The sequence below is a fragment of the Microbacterium xerophyticum genome (assembly GCF_053543555.1).
This window is the reverse complement of sequence record NZ_JBLVOB010000006.1, coordinates 200,049-223,903: the sequence shown is the minus strand read 5'-3', so window position 1 is coordinate 223,903 and position 23,855 is coordinate 200,049. Positions and strand designations below refer to the sequence as shown.

At 68.3% G+C, this 23,855-nt stretch carries 25 protein-coding genes; 10 read left to right on the top strand and 15 right to left on the bottom strand.

The window, feature by feature from the left end; genetic code table 11:
- Window positions 1–10: 10 nt before the first annotated feature.
- The 4 genes from ffh to ACNPNP_RS07645 form a co-directional block, all read right to left on the bottom strand.
- Entirely contained in the window at window positions 11–1,561 is a 1,551-nt protein-coding gene (ffh, locus tag ACNPNP_RS07660) for a signal recognition particle protein (RefSeq protein WP_448965458.1), read from the bottom strand.
- A gap of 13 nt (window positions 1,562–1,574) precedes the next feature.
- Entirely contained in the window at window positions 1,575–2,081 is a 507-nt protein-coding gene (locus tag ACNPNP_RS07655) for an RNA polymerase sigma factor (protein ID WP_448965457.1), read from the bottom strand.
- Window positions 2,078–2,677, bottom strand: a complete 600-nt coding sequence (locus tag ACNPNP_RS07650) for a hypothetical protein (RefSeq protein WP_448965456.1) — start codon at window positions 2,675–2,677, stop codon at window positions 2,078–2,080. Before ACNPNP_RS07650 ends, ACNPNP_RS07655 begins: the two co-directional genes overlap by 4 nt.
- 65 nt (window positions 2,678–2,742) lie before the next feature.
- Window positions 2,743–3,330, bottom strand: coding sequence for a TetR/AcrR family transcriptional regulator (locus ACNPNP_RS07645; RefSeq protein WP_448965455.1), 588 nt, complete (start codon window positions 3,328–3,330; stop codon window positions 2,743–2,745).
- A gap of 95 nt (window positions 3,331–3,425) precedes the next feature.
- Between ACNPNP_RS07645 and lipB the strand changes: the two genes are divergently transcribed.
- Together lipB and lipA are read left to right on the top strand one after the other, a co-directional pair.
- The gene (gene lipB / locus ACNPNP_RS07640) at window positions 3,426–4,064 is read left to right on the top strand and encodes a lipoyl(octanoyl) transferase LipB (protein ID WP_448965454.1); all 639 of its coding nucleotides are present in this window, start codon (window positions 3,426–3,428) and stop codon (window positions 4,062–4,064) included.
- Window positions 4,061–5,053, top strand: a complete 993-nt coding sequence (lipA, locus tag ACNPNP_RS07635; protein ID WP_448965453.1) for a lipoyl synthase — start codon at window positions 4,061–4,063, stop codon at window positions 5,051–5,053. Before lipB ends, lipA begins: the two co-directional genes overlap by 4 nt.
- Before the next feature lie 26 nt (window positions 5,054–5,079).
- Here the strand turns inward: lipA and ACNPNP_RS07630 are convergent, their stop codons facing one another.
- Together ACNPNP_RS07630 and ftsY are read right to left on the bottom strand one after the other, a co-directional pair.
- Window positions 5,080–5,580 carry a DUF2004 domain-containing protein gene (locus tag ACNPNP_RS07630; RefSeq protein WP_448965452.1) on the bottom strand — a complete coding sequence of 167 codons (501 nt, stop codon included), beginning with the start codon at window positions 5,578–5,580 and terminating at the stop codon, window positions 5,080–5,082.
- A gap of 21 nt (window positions 5,581–5,601) precedes the next feature.
- Window positions 5,602–6,477, bottom strand: a complete 876-nt coding sequence (gene ftsY, locus ACNPNP_RS07625) for a signal recognition particle-docking protein FtsY (protein ID WP_448965451.1) — start codon at window positions 6,475–6,477, stop codon at window positions 5,602–5,604.
- A gap of 121 nt (window positions 6,478–6,598) precedes the next feature.
- On the opposite strand from ftsY, the gene ACNPNP_RS07620 reads away from it, so the two are divergent.
- Window positions 6,599–7,096 (top strand): hypothetical protein, encoded by a 498-nt coding sequence (locus ACNPNP_RS07620; protein ID WP_448965450.1) that lies wholly within the window; start codon window positions 6,599–6,601, stop codon window positions 7,094–7,096.
- A 91-nt stretch (window positions 7,097–7,187) separates the two neighbouring features.
- Here ACNPNP_RS07620 and smc read toward each other — a convergent pair whose 3' ends face one another.
- Window positions 7,188–10,739, bottom strand: coding sequence for a chromosome segregation protein SMC (smc, locus tag ACNPNP_RS07615; protein ID WP_448965449.1), 3,552 nt, complete (start codon window positions 10,737–10,739; stop codon window positions 7,188–7,190).
- A gap of 512 nt (window positions 10,740–11,251) precedes the next feature.
- Here smc and ACNPNP_RS07610 point away from each other — a divergent pair.
- The 5 genes from ACNPNP_RS07610 to ACNPNP_RS07590 all read left to right on the top strand — a co-directional run bounded on the left by ACNPNP_RS07610 (window position 11,252) and on the right by ACNPNP_RS07590 (window position 15,834).
- Entirely contained in the window at window positions 11,252–11,536 is a 285-nt protein-coding gene (locus ACNPNP_RS07610) for a hypothetical protein (RefSeq protein WP_448965448.1), read from the top strand.
- A gap of 27 nt (window positions 11,537–11,563) precedes the next feature.
- Window positions 11,564–12,649, top strand: coding sequence for a GNAT family N-acetyltransferase (locus ACNPNP_RS07605; protein WP_448965447.1), 1,086 nt, complete (start codon window positions 11,564–11,566; stop codon window positions 12,647–12,649).
- Window positions 12,646–13,722, top strand: a complete 1,077-nt coding sequence (locus tag ACNPNP_RS07600) for a GNAT family N-acetyltransferase (RefSeq protein WP_448965446.1) — start codon at window positions 12,646–12,648, stop codon at window positions 13,720–13,722. The genes ACNPNP_RS07605 and ACNPNP_RS07600 overlap by 4 nt, the downstream gene beginning before the upstream one ends.
- 100 nt (window positions 13,723–13,822) lie before the next feature.
- The gene (locus ACNPNP_RS07595; RefSeq protein WP_448965445.1) at window positions 13,823–14,518 is read left to right on the top strand and encodes an ABC transporter ATP-binding protein; all 696 of its coding nucleotides are present in this window, start codon (window positions 13,823–13,825) and stop codon (window positions 14,516–14,518) included.
- Entirely contained in the window at window positions 14,515–15,834 is a 1,320-nt protein-coding gene (locus ACNPNP_RS07590) for a permease (protein ID WP_448965444.1), read from the top strand. Before ACNPNP_RS07595 ends, ACNPNP_RS07590 begins: the two co-directional genes overlap by 4 nt.
- Before the next feature lie 12 nt (window positions 15,835–15,846).
- On the opposite strand, the gene ACNPNP_RS07585 is transcribed toward ACNPNP_RS07590, so the two are convergent.
- The gene (locus ACNPNP_RS07585; RefSeq protein ID WP_448965443.1) at window positions 15,847–16,461 is read right to left on the bottom strand and encodes an HAD family hydrolase; all 615 of its coding nucleotides are present in this window, start codon (window positions 16,459–16,461) and stop codon (window positions 15,847–15,849) included.
- A gap of 80 nt (window positions 16,462–16,541) precedes the next feature.
- On the opposite strand from ACNPNP_RS07585, the gene ACNPNP_RS07580 reads away from it, so the two are divergent.
- Window positions 16,542–17,387, top strand: coding sequence for a tyrosine-protein phosphatase (locus tag ACNPNP_RS07580; RefSeq protein ID WP_448965442.1), 846 nt, complete (start codon window positions 16,542–16,544; stop codon window positions 17,385–17,387).
- Here the strand turns inward: ACNPNP_RS07580 and mutM are convergent.
- The 6 genes from mutM to ACNPNP_RS07550 form a co-directional block, all read right to left on the bottom strand.
- Window positions 17,338–18,201: a bifunctional DNA-formamidopyrimidine glycosylase/DNA-(apurinic or apyrimidinic site) lyase gene (gene mutM, locus ACNPNP_RS07575; RefSeq protein WP_448965441.1), complete on the bottom strand. Its 864-nt coding sequence runs from the start codon at window positions 18,199–18,201 to the stop codon at window positions 17,338–17,340. The genes ACNPNP_RS07580 and mutM overlap by 50 nt on opposite strands.
- The gene (gene rnc, locus ACNPNP_RS07570; RefSeq protein WP_448965440.1) at window positions 18,194–18,886 is read right to left on the bottom strand and encodes a ribonuclease III; all 693 of its coding nucleotides are present in this window, start codon (window positions 18,884–18,886) and stop codon (window positions 18,194–18,196) included. Before rnc ends, mutM begins: the two co-directional genes overlap by 8 nt.
- 17 nt (window positions 18,887–18,903) lie before the next feature.
- The gene (gene rpmF, locus ACNPNP_RS07565; RefSeq protein WP_033104540.1) at window positions 18,904–19,113 is read right to left on the bottom strand and encodes a 50S ribosomal protein L32; all 210 of its coding nucleotides are present in this window, start codon (window positions 19,111–19,113) and stop codon (window positions 18,904–18,906) included.
- A 2-nt stretch (window positions 19,114–19,115) separates the two neighbouring features.
- Entirely contained in the window at window positions 19,116–19,613 is a 498-nt protein-coding gene (locus ACNPNP_RS07560; protein ID WP_448966142.1) for a YceD family protein, read from the bottom strand.
- 108 nt (window positions 19,614–19,721) lie between these two features.
- Window positions 19,722–20,219 carry a pantetheine-phosphate adenylyltransferase gene (coaD, locus tag ACNPNP_RS07555; RefSeq protein ID WP_448965439.1) on the bottom strand — a complete coding sequence of 166 codons (498 nt, stop codon included), beginning with the start codon at window positions 20,217–20,219 and terminating at the stop codon, window positions 19,722–19,724.
- Window positions 20,220–20,246: 27 nt separating this feature from the next.
- A complete protein-coding gene (locus tag ACNPNP_RS07550) occupies window positions 20,247–22,427 on the bottom strand; it encodes an ATP-dependent DNA helicase RecG (RefSeq protein WP_448965438.1) in 2,181 nt (726 codons plus the stop codon).
- 44 nt (window positions 22,428–22,471) lie between these two features.
- Here ACNPNP_RS07550 and rsmD point away from each other — a divergent pair, with 44 nt between their 5' ends.
- On the top strand, window positions 22,472–23,050 hold the full coding sequence (gene rsmD, locus ACNPNP_RS07545; protein WP_448965437.1) for a 16S rRNA (guanine(966)-N(2))-methyltransferase RsmD: 579 nt from the start codon (window positions 22,472–22,474) through the stop codon (window positions 23,048–23,050).
- On the opposite strand, the gene thiL is transcribed toward rsmD, so the two are convergent.
- The coding region (thiL, locus tag ACNPNP_RS07540) for a thiamine-phosphate kinase (RefSeq protein ID WP_448965436.1) at window positions 23,020–23,855 on the bottom strand (836 nt) is incomplete at its 5' end. The genes rsmD and thiL overlap by 31 nt on opposite strands.

Sequence of the window (23,855 nt, the reverse complement as noted above, 5' to 3'; positions counted from 1 at the left end):
CGGCCCGGCCTCAGCTCTTGCCGAAAAGCTTCTGGATCTCGGCGAGGTCGGCCTCGGTCGGCGTCTTCTGGCCGCCCAGTCCGAATCCGGATCCCGTCGCAGGGCCCGCCGGCAGGCCGGCGTTCTCCGCTGCGCGCTTGGCGGGGTTACCGGAACGCGATGCGCCCTTGGCCTTGCCCTTCTTGCCGCGCTTCGATGACGCACCGGGTCGTCCCATTACAGGCATGGCACCCATACCTGGAATGTTCGGCGTGCCGCCGCGGGCGACGGTCTTCATCATCTTCGCCGCCTGTTCGAAGCGCTGCACGAGCTGGTTGACATCGGTGACGGTCATGCCGGAGCCCTTGGCGATGCGCAGGCGGCGTGAGCCGTTGAGCACCTTGGGGTTGTGGCGCTCGCCCGGCGTCATCGAACGGATGATCGCTTCGGTGCGATCGATCTCCTTCTCATCGAAGTCCTCGAGCTGCTGCTTCATCTGCCCCATGCCGGGCAGCATGCCCAGCATCTTCTTCATCGAGCCCATCTTCTTCATCTGCTGAAGCTGGTCGAGGAAGTCCTCGAGCGTGAAGGCCTCGTTCGCGAGCTTCTCGGCGACCTTCTGCGCCTCTTCCTCGTCGAACGCCTGCTGAGCCTGCTCGATGAGGGTGAGGATGTCGCCGAGGTCGAGGATGCGGCTCGCCATGCGGTCGGGGTAGAACTGCTCGAGGTCGTCGAGGCCCTCGCCCGTCGAGGCGAAGATGATCGGACGTCCTGTGACCGACGCCACGGACAGCGCGGCGCCGCCTCGGGCATCACCGTCGAGCTTGGAGAGGACGACACCGGTGAAGTCGACGCCCTCCTGGAATGCCTTGGCCGTGTTGACGGCATCCTGACCGATCATCGCGTCGATGACGAACAGGACCTCGTCGGGGTTCGTGGCCTTGCGGATGTCGGATGCCTGCTTCATGAGCTCGGCGTCGACGCCGAGGCGTCCCGCGGTGTCGATGATGACGACGTCGTGCTGCTGGCGGCGCGCGTGCTCGACGCCGTCACGGGAGACCTTGACGGGGTCGCCGACGCCGTTGCCCGGCTCTGGCGCGTAGATCGTGGCGCCGGCCTGCTCCGCGACGACCTGAAGCTGGTTAACCGCGTTCGGACGCTGGAGGTCGGCCGCGACGAGGAGCGGAGTGTGCCCGTCCTTCTCGAGCTGCTTGGCGAGCTTTCCGGCGAACGTCGTCTTACCGGAGCCCTGCAGGCCTGCGAGCATGATGACCGTCGGCGGAACCTTCGCGAACTCCAGCCGGCGCTGCTCGCCGCCGAGGATCTGCACGAGTTCCTCGTTGACGATCTGCACGACCTGCTGGGCGGGGTTCAGCGCCTTGCTGACCTCGTCGCCGAGGGCGCGCTCGCGCACCTTCGCCGTGAAGTCCTTGACGACGACGAGCGCGACGTCGGCGTCCAGCAGGGCGCGACGGATCTCGCGCACTGTGCCGTCGACGTCGGCCGCGCTGAGCTTTCCCTTCGTCCGAAGGTTGCGGAAGGTCTCGGTGAGCCGATCGGAGAGCGTGCCAAAGGTAGCCATGGTGCTACCGATTCTACGCGAGCGGCGCCTCGATGCTCAGCGCCGCCCGGAGCTGCTCCTTCGCACGTTGGTAGCGGCCTCGGGCTGTGGATGCCGAGATGCCGAGAAGCCCGGCGGCGTCCGCGATGCTGAAGCGGTCCCAGTGCACCAGGCGGATGAGTTCGGCGAGCTCGGCGTCGAGTCGATCGATCGCGTCGCGCACCTCGGAGCCCTCATCCGACGGCGGTGCCGTGACCTGGTCGCGGACCTGTGAGCGGATGCGGTCGGCCAACGCCCAGCGTCGGCGTTCGCCTCTGGCATGGTTCTGCAGCGTGCCGCGGGCGATGCCGAACAGCCACATGCGCGCGCTCTCCGGATCCACGGGCAGCTCGCGCACGCGCCGCCAGGCGACGACCATCGTCTCACCGAGGAGGTCAGGGGCGTCGTCGGCATCGGTACGGCGCACGAGATAGCTCAGCAGGTCGGACGCGGATGCATCGAACGCCGCAGTCAGGGCGACGTCACTAGTGTTGCGCGTCACTTGATCAGCTCCGGGCAGCGTCCCTGTGCGCCGTATCCGACGCCCTCAGCGGTATAGCCGAGGCGTTCGATCTCGGCCATCGCCTGATCCGAGATGGATCTGTCGATCGCATAGGCGTAGGCCATGTCGAGGTCGTGACCCGAGAGCTCCCCCTCGACCAGACCGGCGTCCGCCAACATGTCGTGACGCTCTTGAACGTACTCGTCCACCCGTGATTCGGCGATCGCGACGACATCCGTGGCAGCGAACCACACCTGAAGATCGTTCTCGATCTGGTCCCGCCGCGCTCGATCACTGCGTTCGGCGATCTGCACGTCTCCGAAGACGACCTCGCACGTCGCGCCGCTCGGAACCTGATAACTGTAGGTGCCGATCGGATTGTTCACGGACGCCCAGTAGTCCGTGGCCGTCGCCACACCGGCGCCGCCGGCCATCACGAGGGCGAGCACGCCCGCGACGGTCGCGGCGCGTCTCGGTCGACGCTGAGCCCGGACTTCCTTGCACGCATCCGCGAGCATCATGCGCACGTGGCGCGACGCGGCAGTTCGGGCGCGGGGCGCCGAAGCATCGAGCAGTTCATCAAGACCGGTACTCATGAGTGTCTCCTCCTGGTGGGCTCACTCATGACATGTCCGCCTCGCGTGGAAACGTCCGTTCGAAGTCAGATCCGCCACGGAAGATCGTGGATCCCCGCCAGTGCCTCCTGGAAGAGGGCCTCCGGCGAGCCGTGCCCGGCACCGCGCTCGGCCCACACCCGCAGAGAGGACAGGACCGCAGCCGCGTGCGCGGCGCCGACGATCTCGGAGCGGATCGGTCCGATCCCACTGCGACGCGCAGCGTCCGCGATGGCGGCGGCGAGGCGCGCGTGGCGGAGCCCTGTGTCGCGGACGAGCTCCTGCTCCAGCCCCATAGCCGTGGCGTTTCGCAGAGCGAGCGCCAGCGGATCGGGCGCGAAATCGTGGACGACGGTGAGCAGGATGCCGCGCACGGCTACGGCATGGGCATCGGGGCCCAACGCGCCCAGGGCACCGACTGCCTCGTCGATCCTGGCGTCGAGGCCCGACCAGAGCACGTCGCTCTTGGAGGAGAAGTAGTTGAAGAAGCTCGAGCGGCTCACACCGGCGCGCTGGGTGATGTCCGCGACGGATGTCGCGTCATAGCCCTGCTCGAGGAACAACTCGCACGCGGCTTCGGCGAGCACCTCACGCGAAGACGCGCGAGGGCGTCCTGGGCGCGGCTCACTTCTCACGCCCCCACCGTATCGCGCCGCCCCGGGCTCCTTCTTCCCTGTTCAAGATTCGGGGGTATTGTTAGACGGCATCCAACAATAGATGAAAGGCGAACATGCTCGACATCCTGACGCCCGGTCTCGCACCGGCTTACGTCCCCTACCTCGACGGATGGGAACTGCAACGCAGCATCCATCACGACGTGGTCGCCGGGATCCGTCCCGACACGCTGATCCTGCTCGAGCACGAGGCGGTGTACACCGCCGGCAAGCGCACCGAGCCGCAGGAGCGGCCGCAGGACGGCACGCCGGTGATCGATGTCGACCGCGGCGGCAAGATCACCTGGCACGGGCCCGGGCAACTGGTCGGGTACCCGATCGTCAGGCTGCCGGAGCCCATGGATGTCGTCGCGCACGTGCGACGCCTCGAGCGTGTGCTCATCGAGGTCCTCCGTCCGCTCGGCGTCGACGGCTACCAGGTCGATGGCCGAAGCGGCGTCTGGGTGCGCCGCCCCCTCTCCGAGGACAAGGTGGCGGCGATCGGCGTGCGTGTGCAGCAGGGAGTGACCATGCACGGGTTCGCGATCAACTGCGACAACACCCTCGCCGGGTTCAACGGCATCATCCCGTGCGGCATCACCGACGCCGGTGTCACCACAGTCAGCGAGGTGGTCGGCGCCGTCGTATCCCCCGCCGATGTCGTCGATCGGGTGCGCGACGTGTTCACCGCCGAGTACGCGGCGGTCGCTGCGTGAGCGCCGCAGTGCCGGAAGGACGCAAGCTGCTCCGTCTCGAGGTCCGCAACGCCGAGACGCCGATCGAGCGCAAACCGGAGTGGATCAAGACCAAGGCGAAGATGGGTCCGGAGTACACCGCGCTGCATTCCCTGGTGAAGGACGAGGGTCTGCACACCGTGTGCCAGGAGGCCGGATGCCCGAACATCTTCGAATGCTGGGAGGATCGCGAGGCCACGTTCCTGATCGGCGGCTCGCAGTGCACCAGGCGATGCGACTTCTGCCAGATCGACACCGGCAAGCCGGCCGACTACGACACGGATGAGCCGCGACGCGTCGCCGAGAGCGTCACACGCATGGGTCTGCGATACGCGACGGTCACCAGCGTCGCGCGCGACGACCTCCCAGACACCGGCGCATGGCTGAACGCCGAGACCGTGCGCCAGATACACGCTCAGAACCCGAACACGGGAGTGGAGCTCCTCGCGAACGATCACAACGGCGACCCGCGGTACCTCGGCCAGATCTTCGACGCCCGTCCTGAGGTGTTCGCGCACAACGTCGAGACCGTGCCGCGCATCTTCAAGCGGATCCGGCCCGCATTCCGTTACGAGCGGTCGCTCGGTGTTCTCACCCAGGCACGCGAGGCCGGGCTCATCACCAAATCGAACCTGATCCTCGGCATGGGCGAGGAGCCCTCGGAGGTCATCGAGGCGCTGCAGGATCTGCACGACGCCGGTTGCGACATCATCACGATCACGCAGTACCTCCGCCCGACGCCCCGTCATCTGCCGGTCGCACGATGGGTGAAGCCGTCGGAGTTCGTGGAGTTCAAGGAGGAAGCCGAGCGCATCGGATTCCTCGGCGTCCTGGCCGGGCCGCTCGTGCGGTCGTCGTACCGCGCTGGTCGGCTGTGGGCGCAGTCGATGCTCTCCAAGGGGCGCGAGATCCCCGCGCACCTGTCTCACATCGCCGACAGCGCAGACCTCGGATTCGCGCAGGCGGTCTGAGTGCGGTGATCGAGCGGCGGCTGAGCCTAGTCGCCGCTCATGACCGACTGCACCGAGCCGTCAGACGACAGGTTCACCAGGAGCACATCGTCGGTGTTGTCCGGATCGAGTGCGTACTCGAGCACGGCGAAGGGCTCCGACCCGCCGTGCTCGTCGGCGAGGATCGTCATGCTCATCAGACGCATCGAACGGATGATGTCGACCGCCGGATCGGCGCTCACGTCGACGAGCACCTCCTCGAGTTCGGCGCCGTACGCCTCCTGCTGCTGCAGGATGTACTCGGTCACCTCGCTCGCGCGGTCATCGACTTCAGCGAGCATGCCGCGACGGGCTGCCCCATCGACGTCCTCCAGCCCGGAGATGAGGGCAGCGGCGATGTCGAGCGCGTCCGGCGACACATCGTCCTGATCAGGCGCGGTGAGGTCGACCGTCACCGCCTGGTCGCCGAGCTCCACCGTCTCGGACCAGAAGATCGATCCGTCCGGCCCTGAGGACAAGAGCCCGAAGTAGTCGTGTTCGATCGCCATAACGCTATGAAACCAGTCCCATCACTGACCGACAAGGGATGCCACGAAGACGTGCGGTGTGAAGCCGGTGAGGTCGTCGATCCCCTCGCCCTGGCCGAGCAGCTTGACCGGGATGCCGGTGCGCTCCTGCACGGCGAGCACGAAGCCGCCCTTCGCCGAACCGTCGAGCTTCGTGAGCACGAGTCCCGTGACGCCGGCGTGCTCGAGGAACGCCTCGGCCTGCATGACACCGTTCTGCCCCGTGGTCGCGTCGAGCACGAGGAGCACCTCGCTGATCGGCGCCTGCTTCTCGATCACGCGGCGGATCTTCGAAAGCTCGTCCATGAGTCCGCCCTTGGTGTGCAGACGGCCGGCGGTGTCGATGATCGCGATCTCGATGCCCTCGCGCTGGGCGTACTCGATGGTCTGGTAGGCGACGGATGCCGGATCCTGGCCCTCCTGCTGTGGCCGGACGATCGCCGCTCCCCCGCGTTGGGCCCACGTCGCGAGCTGGTCGACGGCGGCCGCGCGGAACGTGTCGGCCGCGCCGACGACGACGCTGCGCTGGTATCCGCGCAGGAACTTCGTGAACTTGCCGATCGTCGTGGTCTTGCCGACACCGTTGACGCCGACCACGAGCACGACTGCAGGACGTTCGGTGAGCTTGAGCGTCGTGTCGAACTTCGCGAAGTGCTCTTCGAGCGTCTCGCGCAGCATGCGCTGCAGATCCTTGGGGTCGGTGGTGCGGTAGCGGGCGACCTTGTCGCGCAGTTCGTCCACGATCCGCTCGGAGATGTCGGGTCCGAAGTCCGCCGTGATCAGCGCCGTCTCGAGGTCGTCCCACGTCGTCTCGTCGATCGTGGGCTTGACGAACATGCCGCGCAGTGCGCGACCGAGGGACCAGGACTTCTCCGCCATGCGTCCAGCCTACGGTGCCGGTAGCATCGCGGGATGCAGCAGCTCCCAGCGTCGCGGCGCGTGTTCATCCACAGCGCAGGGCGACGCGGCACCGAGGCGTGGCCGGCGTCGGATGCCGCGGATGGGGACTGCGGTGCCCGCCGTACTCGCCGCGGCATCCGGTCGCCTCGACGTGGCGGGTCTGGTTCTCGTCGAGCCGGCGCTGTACGACATCGCTCGCGGCGAGCACGCGATCGAACGGCACATCGCGATCGTCACCGAGGCACGAGCGCAAGCCGCCGAGGGCGAACTGCACGGATTCTGGGTGATCTTCCGTCCGCTCATGTTCGGCGAAGCGTTCGACGTCGACCGATGGGACGCGGAACGCGCAGCAGCGGAGCGATGGGCCTCGAGCAATGTGCCGTGGGGCCACGGTGTCAGAAGCGGCATGATCACCGGCATCCCGACCCTCGTCGTCACCGGTGGCTGGAACGACGAGTACGAGACGATCGCCGGTGTGCTCACCCGGCACGGCGCCCGTCACATCATCCGGGATGGCGCCGCCCGCCGTCCGCAGGATCTACCCGGCTTCGCCACCGCCGTCGAGGAGTTCCTGCGCTCCGTCGGCGCCGAACGCTGAGCACGAATTCGGATGAGCGCGGCGACGCGCCGGGGATCGCCGAGTGCACCGGCGCGTCGCGCCGAGGATCCGAAACTGTGCACGGCCGGACTCAACTCGCCGCGGCGGCCCTGTCCCCCACACGCTGACCGACCACGGCCGACACGCCGTCCTGTCGCATCGACACGCCGTAGAGCGCATCCGCGATCTCCATCGTGCGCTTCTGGTGGGTGATGACCAGCAGCTGCGAACTCTCGCGGAGCTGCTCGAACACCGTGAGCAACCGGCCGAGGTTCGCGTCGTCGAGCGCCGCCTCGACCTCGTCGAGGATGTAGAACGGGCTCGGCCTCGCCTTGAAGATCGCCACGAGCAGCGCGACGGCGGCCAGGGACCGCTCGCCGCCCGAGAGCAGGGAGAGCCGCTCGATCTTCTTCCCCACCGGCCTCACCGCGACCTCGATTCCCGTCGTGAGCATGTTCTCCGGGTCGGTCAGCGAGATGCTGCCCGACCCGCCGGGGAAGAGCAGGGGGAAGACCTCGCCGAACGCGCGCTGGGTGTCCTCGAAGGCGCTGGCGAAGATCGTCTGCATCCGTTCGTCGAGGTCGGCGATGATCGTCAGCAGATCCTGCCTGGTCTGGGTGAGGTCGGCGAGCTGCTCGGTGAGGAACGCATGCCGCTGCTCGAGCGCAGCGAACTCCTCCAGGGCGAGCGGATTCACGCGGCCCAGTTGACCGAGCTTGCGCTGCGCCTCCGACAGGCGCCGCTCCTGCATCCGCCGGTCGTAAGGGATGGCGGTCGGGTCGATCTCGTCGATCGCATCCGGGTCAATCTCTGCCAGCGGATCGCGCGGCACCGGCTGATCGGGACCATATTCCGCAACGAGAATATCTTCGTCGAGCGCGAGCTCGGATGCCACTCGCTCCAGCAGGCTCGTCAGGTGCAGCTTCTTCTCGTGGATCTGCAGCTCGAGGCCGTGCACGCTCTCGGTGAGCCCTGCAAGGCGTTCGCGTAGCGAGTTCTCCTGCACGCGGAGAGCCGTGAGCTCCTCGTTCTGCGCGGACCTGGCGTTCTCCGCTTCGGTCAATCCGACCCGAGCCTCCGTCACCGAGCGATCCAGCGAGTCGAGGATGCGCGGAAGCTCCGCGGCGACCGCGGCCGCCGCTTCGCGCTGCGCACGACGGATCACGGCACGGCGTGCTGCCTCGGCGGCTGCATCGCGTTCCTGCTCGCGCTGACGTTCAAGGCTCGCGACTCTCGCCTGCGCGGCGCGGACCCTCTCCCTCAGCGTCTCGATCTCCAGACGCGCCCTGACCTCGCCCTCGCGTGCGCTCTCGAGCGCCTCGAGGAGTCCGTCACGCGCCGACGCATCCAGCACGGGCCGAGGTGTCGCCTGAGCTTCTTCGAGGGCGGTCGTCGCCGCCGTCGAAGCTGCTTCGGCATCCGCCACCGCTGCTTGGGCCTGCGCGACGCCGGCCTCGAGCCGCTCGCACTCGGCCACGGCCGATTCATGCCTCACCGTGACGCGGTTCAACTGCTCGGCGTGCGTGGCCAGCGCGGCGTCGTGCTCGCGCAGCGCCCGCAGCGAATCCTTCGCCTGCCGCCGCGTGACCTCCACGCGCTCCGTTGCCTCTTCGCGCGCCTCGCGCAGCGAGTCCACGATCACGCGCACCTCGGAGAGCCGTTCCTGCGCGGCGTCGCGTTCCGCGGTGAGCTCGAGGCGCGAGCGCTCGCCGCCCGAGCCGGTGCGCAGCGTCTGCGCGGTGACCACGTCTCCGCCGGTCGTGACAATGGTCACGGCCGCATCACCGAGAGCGTCCAGGGCGGCTCGCGCATGGCGCGCCGCGGTGAGATCGTCTGCGATGAGCACGTGCGCGAGCACGCCGAGCACGCCATCCGGCGCCGTCACGACCTCGGATGCACGTGTCACGCCGTCGATCGAGGGAACGTCGGGGGCGGGCCTGGGCGCATCGGCCAGGACGAAGTCGATGATGCCCCGCTGCTGTCGAGCCGACTCCTCGGCCAAGGAGAAAGCGGCAGCCGCGTCGTCGACCAGCACGCCTTCGGCGAGCGGACCCAGTACAGCGGCGATGGCAGCTTCGTAGCCGGCCGTGACCTGCACCGCGTCGCCGACGAGACCTCGCACTCCTGCACCACCGGCTTTCACGACCTCGGCGGCGCCGCCCGACAGCGACAGCGCACTGCTCAGCGCGGCGGCCTTGGCCGTCAGCGACTCCGCCTCGCGCTCCGCCGAGTGCAGTCGCTCACGCAGCCCCTCGAGCTCGCCCTCCGCAGCCGTGGCCTCTCGCTGCGCGGTCTCGTACGCCGCGGCGTGCTCCGCCGCCGTGCCCTCTGGCGCTTCGGCGTCATCGACCTGTTCGAGCGCATCGGCGGCTTCGCGCCTCCGCTCGTTCGCGGCCTCGAGTGCGGTCTCCTGGCGCAGGACGGCGGCGCGGACGGCGGCGAGAGCGGATGCCGCGGCCTCCGCGGTTCCCCGCAGCGCCGTCAGTCGCATGTCGTGCTGCGACACGAGTGCGCTCTGCTCGGCGATGTCGACGTCGAGGGTGTCGAGCTCGGCGCGCGCATCCACGACCTCGCGGCTCGCCGCGACCGCGGCATCCTGAGCATCCCCGAGCCCGGCCGAGACCTGGGTGATCTCCTCCTTGGCCTCGTCGATCGTCGCCTGGGTGACCGTCACCGAGGTCACGGCCGCGTCGTCCTCCTCCGAGCCGAGCAGGGCGAGGCGCTGGTTCGCCAGCGTGTAGAGCGAGCGCACGCGCTCCTGCGCCTGCTCCAGCCCGAAGGTCACCCGACGCGCCTCATCGACGCCGGCGGAGTTCTGATCCGCCTCGAGCTTCGCGATGCCGGCCCGCACGGTGTCGGCCTGATCGGTAAGCACCAGCCGTTCGGTGTGACGCTCCTGTTCGGTGCGCGTGTGATCTGCCAGGGCGGTGCGCAGTGCCACCACGTCATCGGCGAAGATGCGCGCCTTGGCGTCGCGCACGACGGCCGCGATGGTCTGCGCCTCGCGCGCGATCTCGGCCTGCCGCCCCAGCGGCTTGAGCTGACGACGGATCTCACCGGCGAGATCGCTGAGCCGTGTGAGGTTGGTCTCCATCGCATCGAGCTTGCGGAGGGTCTTCTCCTTGCGACGACGGTGCTTGAGGATGCCGGCAGCCTCTTCGATGAAGCCGCGCCGGTCCTCGGGCGACGCCTGGAGCACGGTGTCGAGGCGTCCCTGCCCGACGATGACATGCATCTCACGGCCGAGGCCGGAATCGCTGAGCAGCTCCTGAACGTCGAGCAGGCGACAGCTGGATCCGTTGATCGCGTACTCGCTGGATCCGTTGCGGAACAGCGTGCGGCTGATCGTGACCTCGGCGAACTCGATCGGCAGGGCTCCGTCGCTGTTGTCGATCGTCAGCTGCACCTCGGCGCGGCCCAGCGGCCCACGTGTCGAGGTCCCGGCGAAGATGACGTCCTCCATCTTCCCGCCGCGCAGCGTCTTGGCGCCCTGCTCGCCCATCACCCAGGCGAGGCCGTCCACGACGTTCGACTTGCCGGAGCCGTTCGGCCCGACGATGCATGTCACTCCGGGTTCGAAGACGAAGCTCGTGGGTTGCGCGAACGACTTGAAGCCCTTGAGGGTCAGGCTCTTCAGATGCATGCGGGCACCGCTCGTCCGGGGAGAATCACGGCTCAACGCTACCGAAATGACGGCGGGAATCCGGCATCCCGCGCGGCATGCGCAGCGATCGGCGCACGACGCGACACGCCGATGACGACGTCGATGCTTGACGTTCACACCTTTCACCCAGTAACTTGACAAACCGGATCGCTCACGAAAGGAGGACGCTCATGATCACCACGTTTGATAACGCAGCCGGCTGCACGCTCGGCGCGACACGTGTCGCGGATCACGCGTCCTCTTCGTTCGACGCCCTCCGACACGCGCTGTCGTAGAACCGCAGTCTGAGAACTCCGGCCCTCCACGGGCCTTCTCCGCTGGTTCCCACCGCTGAAACGCCGGTCCTCCCGACCGCCGTCACGCAACGATCGATCCCCTCGATCCGTTGCCCTCCCTGGCGACGTCTCCGTTCCGAGGCCCTCGCCCACGCGCCACCGACGCATCGGCGTCGGAGGACCCCCGCAGGAATACGACAGGAAACGAGAACTCTCGTGAGCAACGACACGCTGCTTCGCAGCACTTCCCACCCACCATGTCCCCAGGCGCAGGAGATCCTCGAGATCACCGTGCCCACCGACAGGTCCGAGCTGGCGGTCACCGACCGGCTCTCCCTCCGCATCGGCCTCTGGCTGCTGCTGAGGACACAGCGTCCGCGCAGAGCACCCGCCCGCACGCTGACGCATGAGGAGGTCATGCGGATGTTCGAGACGAAGAGCGCCACCGAACGTGAGTCGCTGGCAGTCCTCGCCTACCAGGTGCAGCGCCACCTGTTCTGATCGACGCAACAGACGAGGACGACGAGCATGAACATCCGACTGACAGACTCCGCGCCGCTGCATCCGCTCGTGCTTCCCGCACGGGCGGATGCCGCCGCGTCGCGCCTCATCGAGTACGCGCAGGTGCGCAATCGCTCGATCCGAGATGTCACCGGTCGCGACGACGATGACATGACCCCCCACGAGCTGCTCCCCGTACTGCGCACCAGCGCGGACACGACCAAGCAGCAGTGGTTCATCACCGTCGACGACGAGATGGTCGGCGTCGCACCGTTGACCATCCTGAACGACGACGGCGGGAAGACGGCGATCCTGATCGTCAGCCTGCTCCGCTCGTTCTGGGGGCGCGGGCTCGCCACCGCCGCGCTGCCGCATCTGGAAGCGGCGGCCAGTGCTGCCGGCGTCCGCCGGTTGCTGACCTGGGTGGAGCACCCGACCTCGGACGAGCCGCTCCTTCGGTCTCCCACCGGCTTCGGCGAGATCCCGAAGGATCATGCCGCGCGATTCCTGCTCCGCCACGGGTATTCGTTGGAGCAGGTCGAACGGGTGAGCACGCTGACATGGTCGGATGCCCTCGTACGGCGCATCCGCAACCTGCGAGCGAGCGCTGAGCAGACGGCGGCCGGCTATCGAATCGTCCAATGGATGCTTCCGACGCCCAGTGAGCATGTCGCCGGTTACGCGTGGATGAAGGAGCACATGTCGACGGACGTACCGGATGCGGAGCTCGGCATGCCCGCGGAGAAATGGGACGCGGACCGCATCGCGCGCCATGACGACCGATACATCCAGCGCGGCACGACGGTGCTCGTGACCGCAGCGCAGCACGTCGCCACCGGGGAGCTGTGCGCCTACAACGAGCTCTCGATCGGGAGCGATCCCGCTGGAGTCACCAATCAGGAGGACACCCTCGTGCTGGGGTCGCACCGCGGACATCGACTCGGAATGCTCGTCAAGACAGCAGGACTTCTCACCTGGCACGAGCAGCATCCCGAATCGTCGTACGCGATCACCTACAACGCGGAGGAGAACCGGCCCATGCTCGACATCAACGAGGCGATCGGGTTCTCTCCGATCGCCTACGAGGGCGCCTGGAAGAAGGAACTGACATGAGCGGACTCGTCATCTCCGATCTCGTCGTGCCCGAGCGACTCGACGCACCGGAGGCCGCCGACTTCCTCGCGATGGTGGAGATCGGGAATCGGCAGGCGGAACTGGATGCCGGGATCGACGACCTCGCGGAGACGGCCGAGGAGCTCCTTCCATTGTGGCGGGATCAGACCGATCGGCATCAGCACGGGTACATCGCCCGGAGGGACGACGAGATCGTCGGTGCCGCGTACTTCTCCACCGCCAACGACGAGAACGCGAACTCCGCGGAGATCGGTGTGCTGGTGATCCCACCGCATTGGGGATCCGGAGTGGAACAGGCACTGCTCGAGCGCGTGGAGCGCGCGGCGCGTGAAGGCGGACGCACGAACGTGCAGTCCTGGACGCTTCATCCAGCCGCCACGAGCGAGCGGATGCTGACACCCGCCACAGGCTGGGGACGTGTCTCCGCGACCGCTCTCAGTGATCTGCTCGCCGCGAACGGATACGTGCTGGAGCAGGTCGAGCGCAACAGCGTCCTCCCCCTGGGCGCGCCGTCCGATCGGGTCGAGGAGACCCTGCGCGAAGCATCCGCGTTCGCCGGCCCGGACTACCGGATCGTCTCCTGGACGCTGCCGACGCCGGAGCATCTGCGAGCGGGGTACGCCGACGTGATCTCGAGAATGGCGACCGACGTGCCCAGCGGCGACCTCGACATCGACGAGGAGATCTGGGACGCCGATCGCGTGGTGCGCCGCGACCGGAAGTTCGCCGAGGGAGGGCGGCTGCTCGCCGTGGCCGCTGTCGAGCACGTGCCCAGCGGACGGCTGGTGGCGTTCAACGAGCTGGTGATCGGCGCCGACCGCACCGGTGTCACTCACCAGTTCGGCACGCTCGTCGTCAAGGAGCACCGTGGAAAGCGTCTCGGAACGATCGTGAAATGCGCGAATCTGCTGCGCTGGCACGAGATCGCCCCTGATTCGCCGAAGATCTCGACCTTCAACGCCGAGGAGAATCGCCCGATGCTCGACATCAACGAGGCCATCGGATTCGTCCCGGCCTCGTACGCGGCCGCCTGGCAGAAGAAGCTCGACTGAGCGACGGCGGGAGAAGATCATCCTTCGGGTGTATCTTCTCCCCGCCCGTTTCCGCCTGCAGACCGACGATATGCCGGATGCCGACGACGAGGCTGGACGTATGAACACTCCCGTCCTCCATGCGCAGTCACTGACCAAGACCTTCGGCACCACCACCGCCCTCGCGGGCGTCGATCTCACGGGCGCCCGCGGTGAATCCGTGGCGATCATGGGTGCGTCCGGCTCCGGCAAGACGACCCTCCTGCACGTGCTCGCCGGTATCACCGCGCCCGATGCGGGCCGCGTGACCTACGCCCCCGCCGCCGGCGCTGTCGTCGATGTCACGGGAGGCAGTGAGCGTGAACGCTCACGGCTGCGTCGGGAGTCGTTCGGCTTCGTGTTCCAGCAGGGGCTGCTGATCCCTGAGCTCACGGCCATCGAGAACATCTCCCTCGCGCTCATGATCAACGGCACGCCCCGCCGTGCCGCGATGGAGCACGCAGCGGGATGGATGGCGTCGCTCGGGCTCGGCGGGATGGAGGAGCGCCGCATCGGGGAGCTCTCCGGCGGGCAGGCGCAGCGGGTGGCCATCGCCCGCGCGCAGGTCACCGGCGCGGAACTGGTGTTCGCGGATGAGCCGACCGGCGCGCTGGACTCCCAGACATCGACGGACGTGATGAACGCGCTGCTGTGGTCGACGACCGGTCAGGGGCGGACGCTGCTGGTGGTCACCCACGACAGCGAGGTCGCCGCCAGGTGCTCACGGACCGTGCGCGTGCGCGACGGCCACATCGTCGACGCGGCGGTGTCCGCATGAACGCCCAGGTGCTCGCGCTCCTGCTGCGGCCGGCACCGGGGCAGGGCGCCGTGCTCGCGCTGCCCGCGACCGCGTTCGCGATGGTGACGGCGCTCGTGCTGACCGTGGTGGGCGGCGCGCAGAAGTTCTGGAGCTGGACCGATCCGGATGCCGGGCTCTATCAGGCGCTCGCAGCGATCGCGCTCGTCCTGCTCGTCGTGCCCCTCGCCACGTTGGGCGGCGCCGCCGCTCGGCTGTCGGCTCGCAGACGCGACGAGAGACTGTCGACGCTCCGCCTGCTGGGCGTGTCTCCTGCGGGAGTCACGGCCGCGACCGTGCTCGAGTCGACGGCTGTCGCCACCGCGGGCTCGCTCGTCGGGGTTCTCGGACACCTCGCCGTGGTTCCGCTGATCGGACTCATCCCGTTCCGGGGCGAGCCGCTCGGCGCGGAATCCATCCTGCTCGCGCCGCTCGGCGTCGTGGCGGTCATCGCGGTCGTGGTCCTCCTGGCGGGGGTCAGCGCCGTCGTCGGCCTGCGCCAGGTCGTCATCTCGCCCTTGGGGGTGCGCATGCGCACCTCGGTGCCGCGCGTGCACTGGGTCCGCGCCCTGCTTGCGGTGCTGGTCATCGCGTTCGCGTTCGTGTTCGTGCAGGTCTTCCCTGGCACTGCGGGGATCGTCATCACGATCACGGTGCTCGCCGGGATGTTCGCCGTGGCGCTCGCGGTGCTGAACCTCATCGGCCCATGGGCGCTGAAGGTCCACGCGAAGCAGGGGCTGCGCCGCGCCGAGAAGCCGGAGCGGCTGCTGTCTGCGCGTCTGGTGCTGGAGTCGCCGAAGGCTGCGTGGCGTCAGGTGAGCGGTATCGCGATGACGAGCTTCATGGCAGTGTTCGCCGGCACGGGAGTCGCGTTCATGAGCACGATGAGTGCGACGGAATCCGCGGAGAATCTCGCGCTCGCGGCAGACATCCGCACCGGGCTCATCATCACCCTCGTCGGGTCGTTCCTGATCGTCGCGGTCTCGATCGGCGTGAACCAGGCCTCCAGCATCCTCGACCAGCGCGAGCTGCATCGCAGTCTGCACTTCCTGGGAGTTCAGATGACGACGGTCGACGCGGCGCGGACGCGCGCTGTCATGTCCCCGCTCCTCTTCACGGCCCTCGGTTCCGCGCTGTGCGCCGCCGTCCTGGTGTTCCCGCTCGTCGGCATCACGGTGATCACCGCACCGCTGTCGCTGCTGACGATCGCCGCGGTGGTCGCCCTGGGCATCGCACTGGTCTGGTTCGGTGTGCGCGTGACACGGCCGCTGCTCGGCACGGCGTTCCAGCCGGCCTGATGACGCACGGGTTCATTCCAGGAGGAACCGCTCGATCGCCTCGATCGTCGTCGCGTTGGTCTCGTGCAGGAGGGCATCGACGCCGAGAGCCAGCGCGGCGTCGATGTTCGCAGCGTTGTCGTCTATGAACAGCACCCGGTCGGCCGTCGCGCCCATCCGCTCGAGCGCGAGCTCGAACGCACCGGCATGCGGCTTGAGCACACCCTGCTCGTGGCTGTAGCAGATGGGGTCGAAGGTCTCAGAGAGACGGAAACGGCGCTCCTCCTCCTCGCGGGCACCGTCTCCCGAGTTGGAGAGGATCGCCAGACCGCAGCGGCCGCGCAGAGACCGGGCATGATCGAGCAGTTCGGAGTTCTCCTCACCGCAGTACGCGTCCCACAACTCCGCGCGCATCGCTTCGATCGCGTCGTCGCCGAGGTTCAGAGCCTCTGCGACGCCCCGCCAGTACGGCGCCGCGACGCCTGTGCTCACCGTGGTGTCCGGCAGATCGGCTGCATCGAGCCTCTCGTCGTACTCCTCCGGCAGCAGCCCCGCCCTTGCGGCCCATCTCAGGCGCAGTTCCGCGGGCCAGGAATGGTCGTCGACCTGCTCGATGACGCCGCCGATGTCGTAGAGGATCCACTTCATCCGTTCACGCTACCCGGATCCAGGACCGCGCCAGGACACCCGTCATCGTTAGGATGATGTCGATTCCGGGAAAGGACCCCATGACCTCCGCCGTACGCGTTCCGATCACTTTCAACGCACGTGGGCTCGGGGGTCTTCCGACCGAGGACGGCGCGGTCACAGCCCCGGTCCTCTACCGTTCCGATTCGCTCTCGGCGCTCACCGAGCAGGGCCTGCTTCAGCTCGCCGAGCTCGGGATCGGGACGGTCGTCGACCTGCGCACCGACGGCGAGCGTCAGCGTGCCGCGGACATCTTGCCGGCGGATGGAAGCGTTCGGCTTCTGGCGCTCTCCATCCAGGGCGGAGCGATGGACGAGATGGTGCAGAAGCTCCTGCCATCCGACGCCGGCGCTGCGGCGCTCACCGACGCGCAGATCACCGAGATCGTGGACCAGGTGCCGACGCTCGACGACCTCTACCTCGCCATCTTGGCCAGCAGCCCCGCGCAGTTCGCAGTCCTCGCCAGAGCGGTGATCGACGCGACAGGATCGGAACGTCCGGCGGTTCTGTTCCACTGCACGGCAGGCAAGGACCGCACGGGGCTCGCCGCGGCGCTGCTGCTCGCGGTGGCCGGGGTGCCGAGGTCGGAGATCGTCGCGGACTACGTGCGGACGGAGGCGAACCTCGCCGGACCGTTCGCGCAGCAGCTGACCGCGCTCATCACCGCGATCGGGATCCCGCTCACTCCGCGACTCGAGACGCTCGCCACGCGATCGCCGGAGAGCGCGATCACCGCCGCATTGGACTGGATCGCGCGCGAACACGGCACGGCGATCGATTACCTCATGTCGGGCGGACTCACGGCCGCCGAGGCCGAGCGGCTGCGCGGCGCTCTCGTCAGCGCCGACGCTGGCAGCGCGGGCAGTAGTGGCTCGAACGATTCATGAACGCCTCGCGCACGATCTCGCCGCCGCAGCGAGGACATGGCTGCCCGCCTCGCCCGTAGGCGTTGAGCGAGTGGGCGAAGTAGCCGGCCTGACCGTTGACGTTGACGTACTGGGCGTCGAAGCTCGTCCCGCCCTCGGCCAGTGCCTTCTCGAGCACCAGACGCACCTCCGAGAGGAGTCTGCGCACGGCCTGCGCCGAAAGCAGGCGTCCGAGGGACTCCGGATGGATGCGGGCGGCCCACAGAGCCTCGTCCGCGTAGATGTTGCCCACACCGCTGATGAGCGTCTGATCGAGCAGGATGCGTTTGATCGCGCTGGAGCGCCGACGCGCTGCCGTGATGAAGGCGTCGTCGTCGAAGTGCGGGTCGAGCGGGTCTCTGGCGATGTGGCGCACCTGCGACGGGATCATCGTGTCGCCGTCGGCGACGAGCGCGTCGACCGCGAGCGATCCGAAGGTGCGCTGATCGGCGAACACGACGGCGAGCTCGCCGTGGCGGGGGTGCTGAATACCGAGCCGGATCCGCTCGTGGCGCTCGGGCGGCGCATCCGGAGCACGCAGCAGCAGCTGCCCGCTCATTCCGAGGTGCGCGGTCAAGGCTGCGGTGCCGCCGATGAGCGGCAACCAGAGGAACTTCCCTCTGCGCGACGCACTTTCGACGGTCGCGCCCTCGAGCCGGGCGACGAAATCGGCTGCGCCCGCCGGATGCCGGGTGAGGGCGCGCTCATCGAGCACGGCGGCGTTGACGATCGTCGCGCCGATAACGGCCGGTGCGAGGCCGGCACGAACGACCTCGACTTCTGGGAGCTCAGGCACTCTCGCTGAGGAAGCGCCAGGCGCTGAGCGCCGCCGCCATCTCGGCGGTCTTCTTGCTGGTGCCGTCGCCGGTCATGCTCACCTCGCCCACCTGCACTGTCGCCGTGAATCGACGATCGTGATCCGGACCGCTGGAGGTCACGGAATAGCTCGGCGGCGTCGCACCGAGGCGTGCGGCGAGCTCCTGCAGGCTGGTCTTGGGGTCCATCGCCGCACCGTACCGCTCGGGGTCGGCGAGCAACGGCCTCGTCAGCCGCAGCACGAGCTCTGTCGCGGCTTCCGGGCCGGCGGAGAGGTACGTGGCGCCGAAGACCGCTTCCATGGTGTCGGCGAGGATCGAATCCTTGTCGCGTCCACCGGTCTGCTCTTCACCGCGGCCGAGGAGGAGGTGCTCCCCCAGGCCGATGCCACGCGCCACCTCTGCGAGGGCGACAGTGGAGACCACACTCGCGCGCCGCTTGGCGAGCTGTCCCTCATCCAGGTTCGGATGGGTCGTGAAGAGCATCACCGTCACGGCCTGTCCGAGCACCGAGTCGCCGAGGAACTCGAGGCGCTCGTTGTGCGGGATGGCCCCGTGTTCGTAGGCGTAGGAGCGATGGGTCAGCGCCAACGCAAGCAGCTCAGGGTCGATATCGACCCTGAGCTTCTCGGCGAGAGGTGCCGTCCCCCCTGGGACCTCTGTCACGATCGCGAGACCGTGGTTCAGACGTCGGCGACCTTGCGGCCCTTGTACTCCATGAACAGCTCGGTGCCCTGCGAGTCGGTGACGACCTTCGCCTGGTGCGGACGGCTGTAGACGGTCTTGCCGTTCTCGACGGTCTTGACGAGCGCGATGGGCGCTGCCTTCCACTGCGCGCGACGCGAGCGGGTGTTCGAACGGGATACCTTGCGCTTCGGGGGGTTACCGGCCATGGCTAACTCTCTTCTGTGTTCTCGGGACCGCGGCTGTCTGCCGCACTCCCCTGGTCTGTGATCTGTCGGAGCGCACTCCACCGAGGATCGATGGGAGCGTCTGTCTCCACCCCGGCGCTTTCGGTCAGCCGCTCTCCCGTTATCGGGTCGAGCCCCGGGCAATCCGGCTGACACACCGGCTGAAATGGAAGCGACAATACGGCCGCTTCCCTGACAAGAGTTTCAAGATCCACGTGGTCGTCTTGAACCTCGAAGTCAGTTTCTTCATCACCAGGATACGCGAAAAGCTCCTGGAACTCGACTTCGACAGGCTCGGAGATGTCTTTCAGGCATCTTCCGCAGACGCCCTTGTACTCGGCATCTACCGTTCCCGAAGCGAGAATGCCCTCGTGGACCGACTCGAGACGCACCTCGATGTCGACCTCGGAGCCGGCTTCGTACGAGACGATGCCCTCGCCCCACTGCTCCTTGAGGGCGACCGAGAACTGGTGCTCCCGCATCTCGCCGGGGTGACGGACGATGTCGCGTACGGGCACCACGAATGGGCCGTTGAGTCGGGTCTTCACGTCCTCAATGCTACCCGCGGATGCTGAGAATGGGGCCGGGCGTCAGAGCCCGCGCGCGCCGGTGTCGAGGAACGCGGCTACCGCGCGGGGCACGAACGGCGTGATGTCGCCGCCCAGACCGGCGACCTGACGCACGAGCGAACTCGAGACCATCGCGTGCGAGGGGTCCGGCAGCAGGAACACCGTCTCGATGTCGGCGAGGTGCCGGTTCACGATCGCCATCGGCGACTCGTAGGCGACGTCGATCTGGGAGCGGATGCCCTTCACGAGCACTCCCGCTCCGACGTCACGGGCGTAGTCGACGAGGAGACCCATGCTCCAGGATCCGATGACGATCTCGCCGCCCATGCCGTCTTCCGAGATCGACTGCTCCAGCAGCGAGAGCCGCTGCGCGATCGGCAGCATCGCCTCTTTACCGGGATTGTGCACCACCAGCACATGCAGCTCGTCGTACAGCTTCGCGGCCCGACGGATCACATCCAGGTGCCCGAGGGTGGGCGGATCGAAGGAACCAGGTACGACGGCGATCCGGCTGCTCATGCCTCCAGCCTATGACACGGAACGATCTCAGTTCTTCGCGAGAGCGGCTCTGTCGTCTTCTGTGACGCGACGCGCGATGACCTCGCGAAGACCCGCGTGCGCAGCGAGCTGCGGGTCGGCGTCGAGGATCCCCTCGGCGAGCTCGCGCGCACGCGCGATCAGCTTCGAATCCTTCACGACGCGCAGCAGCTTCAGGGAGGACCGCACACCGGATTGCGTCGAACCCAGCACATCGCCCTCGCCCCGCAGCTCCAGGTCGACCTCAGCGAGGGCGAAGCCGTCGAGGGTCGCGGCCACTGCCTCGACGCGCTCGCGAGCCAACGAGCCCTCCTCCGCCTCCGTGACGAGCAGGCACAGCCCCGGCACATCGCCTCGTCCGACGCGCCCGCGCAGCTGGTGCAGCTGCGAGACCCCGAACCGGTCGGCGTCGAGCACGATCATCGTGGAGGCATTGGGCACATCGACGCCCACCTCGATCACGGTCGTCGCGATCAGCAGGTCGATCTCGCCACGGGCGAACGACTGCATCACGGCGTCCTTGGTCTCCGACGGCATCTTCCCGTGCAGCACGGCGCGTCTGAGTCTCCCGACGGTCGGATGCGTCTCCAGCGCGGCATCCAGCTGCACCACGCCCCACCGCGGCCCGGTGGAGCCCTCCTCCGTTGGGACGAGCGCCGCCTGATCTTCCTCGCCTGCGGCCTTCTTCGTCGTGTCGATCGCCGCGCACACCGCGAACACCTGGCGCTTCAGCGCGATCTCCTCGGCCGTCCTGTCCCATACGCGGCGGAACCAGTCCGGATGCTCCGCCAGCGGAGCGACGAACGACTCGATCCCGGCCCGCCCCGCCGGCATGGTGCGGATGACGGATGTGTCGAGGTCGCCGAACACCGTCATCGCGACGGTGCGGGGAATCGGGGTCGCCGTGAGCACGAGCGCGTGCGGACTGGACCCCTTGGCGCGGAGCGCCTCTCGTTGCTCGACGCCGAAGCGGTGCTGTTCATCGACGACGACGAGGCCGAGATCGGCGAAGGTGGTCTTGTCCCCCAGCAGGGCGTGCGTGCCGACCACGATGAGAGCCTGACCTGCGGCGACCCTCAGCGCGGCCTTGCGCCGCGCTGGTGCCGACATCTGCCCGGTGAGCAGGGTGGGCATGAGCAGAGGCGCCAGGTCGGGCCCGAGCATCTTCGTGATCGATCGCAGATGCTGGGACGCGAGCACCTCGGTCGGTGCGATGAGGGCGGCCTGTCCACCGGATTCCGCGACCTGGAGCATGGCGCGAAGGGCGACGAGGGTCTTTCCGGAGCCGACCTCGCCCTGCACGAGACGGTTCATCGGCCAGGCGCCGGTGAGATCGGTCGCGATCTGCGCACCGACCGTCTGCTGATCGGCGGTGAGCGTGTACGGCAGCATCGCGTCGAAACGCTCGAGCAGTCCGCCCGGCTTCGCCGCACGCGGTGTGGCGTTCAGGGCGCGCACCGCGGCACGCTGCTGCAGCAGAGCGGTCTGCAGCACGAGCGCCTCGTGCATGCGAAGAGTGCGAACGGCGGGATCGACGTCGTTCTTCGCCTGTGGACGATGAAGCTGCACCAGGGCGGTACGCGCGTCGAGCAGCCCCTCCCTGATCCGGATATCCTCGGGAAGCGGATCCGGTACGTCCCCGACGTCGGGGATCACCCGCTCGACGAGCTCTCGGAACTGCTGACTGGAGACGGCGGATGTCGCCGGGTAGATCGGGATCGGGCGGTGCGCGCGGTCGTCGGCGCGGGCCTGAGCGCTCTCCTCGTCGTCGAAGAGCTCGACCTGCGGATGGGCGAACTGCGTCGTCTCGTTGTACATGCCGACCTTGCCCGAGAACACACCGCGTCGACCAGGGCGCATCTCGTTCGCGCGCCACTGCGCCTGCTGGATGTTCTTCGCGAAGAACGTCAGCGACACCCGGCCGTGCTCGTCGCCGATGATCACATCGGTCATCGCGCCGTTGCGATTGCGCATCGCGCGCGCGGATGAGGAGAGCACTTCGGCGACGATCGTGACCGTCTCCCCGACCGGCAGATCACGGATGGGGGTGAGCTCGGCCGGATCCGCATAGCGGCGCGGGTAATGCCCCAGCATCTCCCCGACCGTCGTCATACCGAACGCCCGCTCGACCTTCTTCGCCGAAGCCGGGCCGATCGCCTCGGCGAGACTCGTGTCGAGGGAGAAGACCATGTCTGAAGTCTAGAGAACGCCGCTGACAGCCATAGGCTGTTCGGGTGACGAGGATCATCGCCGGACTGGCGCGCGGGCTGCGCCTGGACGTCCCGGGCAGCGGAACGCGTCCGACGAGCGATCGCGTGCGCGAGTCGCTCTTCGGGGCGCTCGAGTCGATGGGCGTCATCGACGACGCCAGAGTCCTGGATCTGTACGCCGGTTCAGGCGCACTCGGACTCGAGGCACTCAGCCGTGGGGCCGCCGACCTCGATCTCGTGGAACGATCGCGTCCGGCCGCCGCCGTGGTGCGTCGCAACGTCGCCACGGTCGCCCCCGCGCTCGGCGACGCCACCGCTCGCGTGCACGAGAGCGCGGTGCTCGCCTTCCTGAGACGCGCGACCGGCCCGTACGACCTCGTCTTCACCGACCCGCCGTACGACCTGGACGACCAGTCGATGGACGCCGATCTGATCGCGCTGGCGCCGCTGCTGTCCGCCGACGCCGTCGTCGTGATCGAACGCGCACGCAGGGCGACACCACCCGATGTCGGCGCGGCCGGGCTCGAGGTGTTCCGTGAGAAGTCCTACGGCGACACCGCCGTCTGGTGGGCTCAGCCGGCAGCCGAATCCCAGTCGCGGTAGGGGTCCCAGCCACCCGACGGCACAGGCGCGCCGTCGCAGAGCACGCCGTCCGCGCCCCGCTCGAGCACTGTGCCGATGATCCGGAACCCCGGCGGGAGGACGTCAGCGGGGAACGTGGCGAGCAAAGCATGATCCTCGCCGCCGGCGAGTGCGCGTTCCGGGTTCTCGCCCAGTGCCGCGCGCGATAGGTCCAGCGTGACCTCTGAGGCCTTCGCGAGTCGCCCCGCATCCAGCGCGAGCCCGTCGGAGATGTCCATCATGGCCGTCGCACCCGCGACGGACGCCATGACGCCGAGCCCGATCGGCGGAGCGGGGCGCAGCTGCGCCGCCACGGCGGCGCGTTCTCCGCTCTGCAGACGCGCGGAGTCGATCGCGACGGGTGTGTCACCGTCGCGGAACCGGCCGAACAGCACAGCGAGTCCGTGCGCGGCGTGGCCGAGCTCGCCTGCGACGGCGACGACATCGCCTGGGCGCGCCCCCGCCCTGGTGACGGCGGCGCGTCCTTCCAGATCGCCGAGTGCCGTGACGGCGATCATCAGCACGTCGGACACCGTCAGATCTCCGCCCACGACGGCGCAGCCGGGAGCCAGCGCCTCACAGGCGTCGCGGAACCCGTCGGCGAGCCGCTCGACGAACGACAGCCGAAGATCACGCGGCACGGCCAGTGCGACGAGCAGGGCGGTCGGTCGAGCGCCCATGGCCGCGATGTCGGCGAGGTTCACCGCCGCGGCCTTCCAGCCGAGGTCGTAGCCGCTCGACCACGCGAGGCGGAAGTCGGGTCCGTGCACAAGCGTGTCGGTGGTGG

What these genes read in the sequence shown, in the direction of transcription:
- ffh (WP_448965458.1), bottom strand. Translation starts at nt 1,561, where the DNA reads ATGGCTACCTTTGGCACGCTCTCCGATCGGCTCACCGAGACCTTCCGC.
- ACNPNP_RS07650 (WP_448965456.1), bottom strand. Translation starts at nt 2,677, where the DNA reads ATGAGTACCGGTCTTGATGAACTGCTCGATGCTTCGGCGCCCCGCGCC.
- lipB (WP_448965454.1), top strand. Translation starts at nt 3,426, where the DNA reads ATGCTCGACATCCTGACGCCCGGTCTCGCACCGGCTTACGTCCCCTAC.
- ACNPNP_RS07630 (WP_448965452.1), bottom strand. Translation starts at nt 5,580, where the DNA reads ATGGCGATCGAACACGACTACTTCGGGCTCTTGTCCTCAGGGCCGGAC.
- ftsY (WP_448965451.1), bottom strand. Translation starts at nt 6,477, where the DNA reads ATGGCGGAGAAGTCCTGGTCCCTCGGTCGCGCACTGCGCGGCATGTTC.
- ACNPNP_RS07620 (WP_448965450.1), top strand. Translation starts at nt 6,599, where the DNA reads ATGGGGACTGCGGTGCCCGCCGTACTCGCCGCGGCATCCGGTCGCCTC.
- smc (WP_448965449.1), bottom strand. Translation starts at nt 10,739, where the DNA reads ATGCATCTGAAGAGCCTGACCCTCAAGGGCTTCAAGTCGTTCGCGCAA.
- ACNPNP_RS07605 (WP_448965447.1), top strand. Translation starts at nt 11,564, where the DNA reads ATGAACATCCGACTGACAGACTCCGCGCCGCTGCATCCGCTCGTGCTT.
- ACNPNP_RS07600 (WP_448965446.1), top strand. Translation starts at nt 12,646, where the DNA reads ATGAGCGGACTCGTCATCTCCGATCTCGTCGTGCCCGAGCGACTCGAC.
- ACNPNP_RS07595 (WP_448965445.1), top strand. Translation starts at nt 13,823, where the DNA reads ATGAACACTCCCGTCCTCCATGCGCAGTCACTGACCAAGACCTTCGGC.
- ACNPNP_RS07590 (WP_448965444.1), top strand. Translation starts at nt 14,515, where the DNA reads ATGAACGCCCAGGTGCTCGCGCTCCTGCTGCGGCCGGCACCGGGGCAG.
- ACNPNP_RS07585 (WP_448965443.1), bottom strand. Translation starts at nt 16,461, where the DNA reads ATGAAGTGGATCCTCTACGACATCGGCGGCGTCATCGAGCAGGTCGAC.
- ACNPNP_RS07580 (WP_448965442.1), top strand. Translation starts at nt 16,542, where the DNA reads ATGACCTCCGCCGTACGCGTTCCGATCACTTTCAACGCACGTGGGCTC.
- rpmF (WP_033104540.1), bottom strand. Translation starts at nt 19,113, where the DNA reads ATGGCCGGTAACCCCCCGAAGCGCAAGGTATCCCGTTCGAACACCCGC.
- ACNPNP_RS07560 (WP_448966142.1), bottom strand. Translation starts at nt 19,613, where the DNA reads ATGCGGGAGCACCAGTTCTCGGTCGCCCTCAAGGAGCAGTGGGGCGAG.
- coaD (WP_448965439.1), bottom strand. Translation starts at nt 20,219, where the DNA reads ATGAGCAGCCGGATCGCCGTCGTACCTGGTTCCTTCGATCCGCCCACC.
- ACNPNP_RS07550 (WP_448965438.1), bottom strand. Translation starts at nt 22,427, where the DNA reads ATGGTCTTCTCCCTCGACACGAGTCTCGCCGAGGCGATCGGCCCGGCT.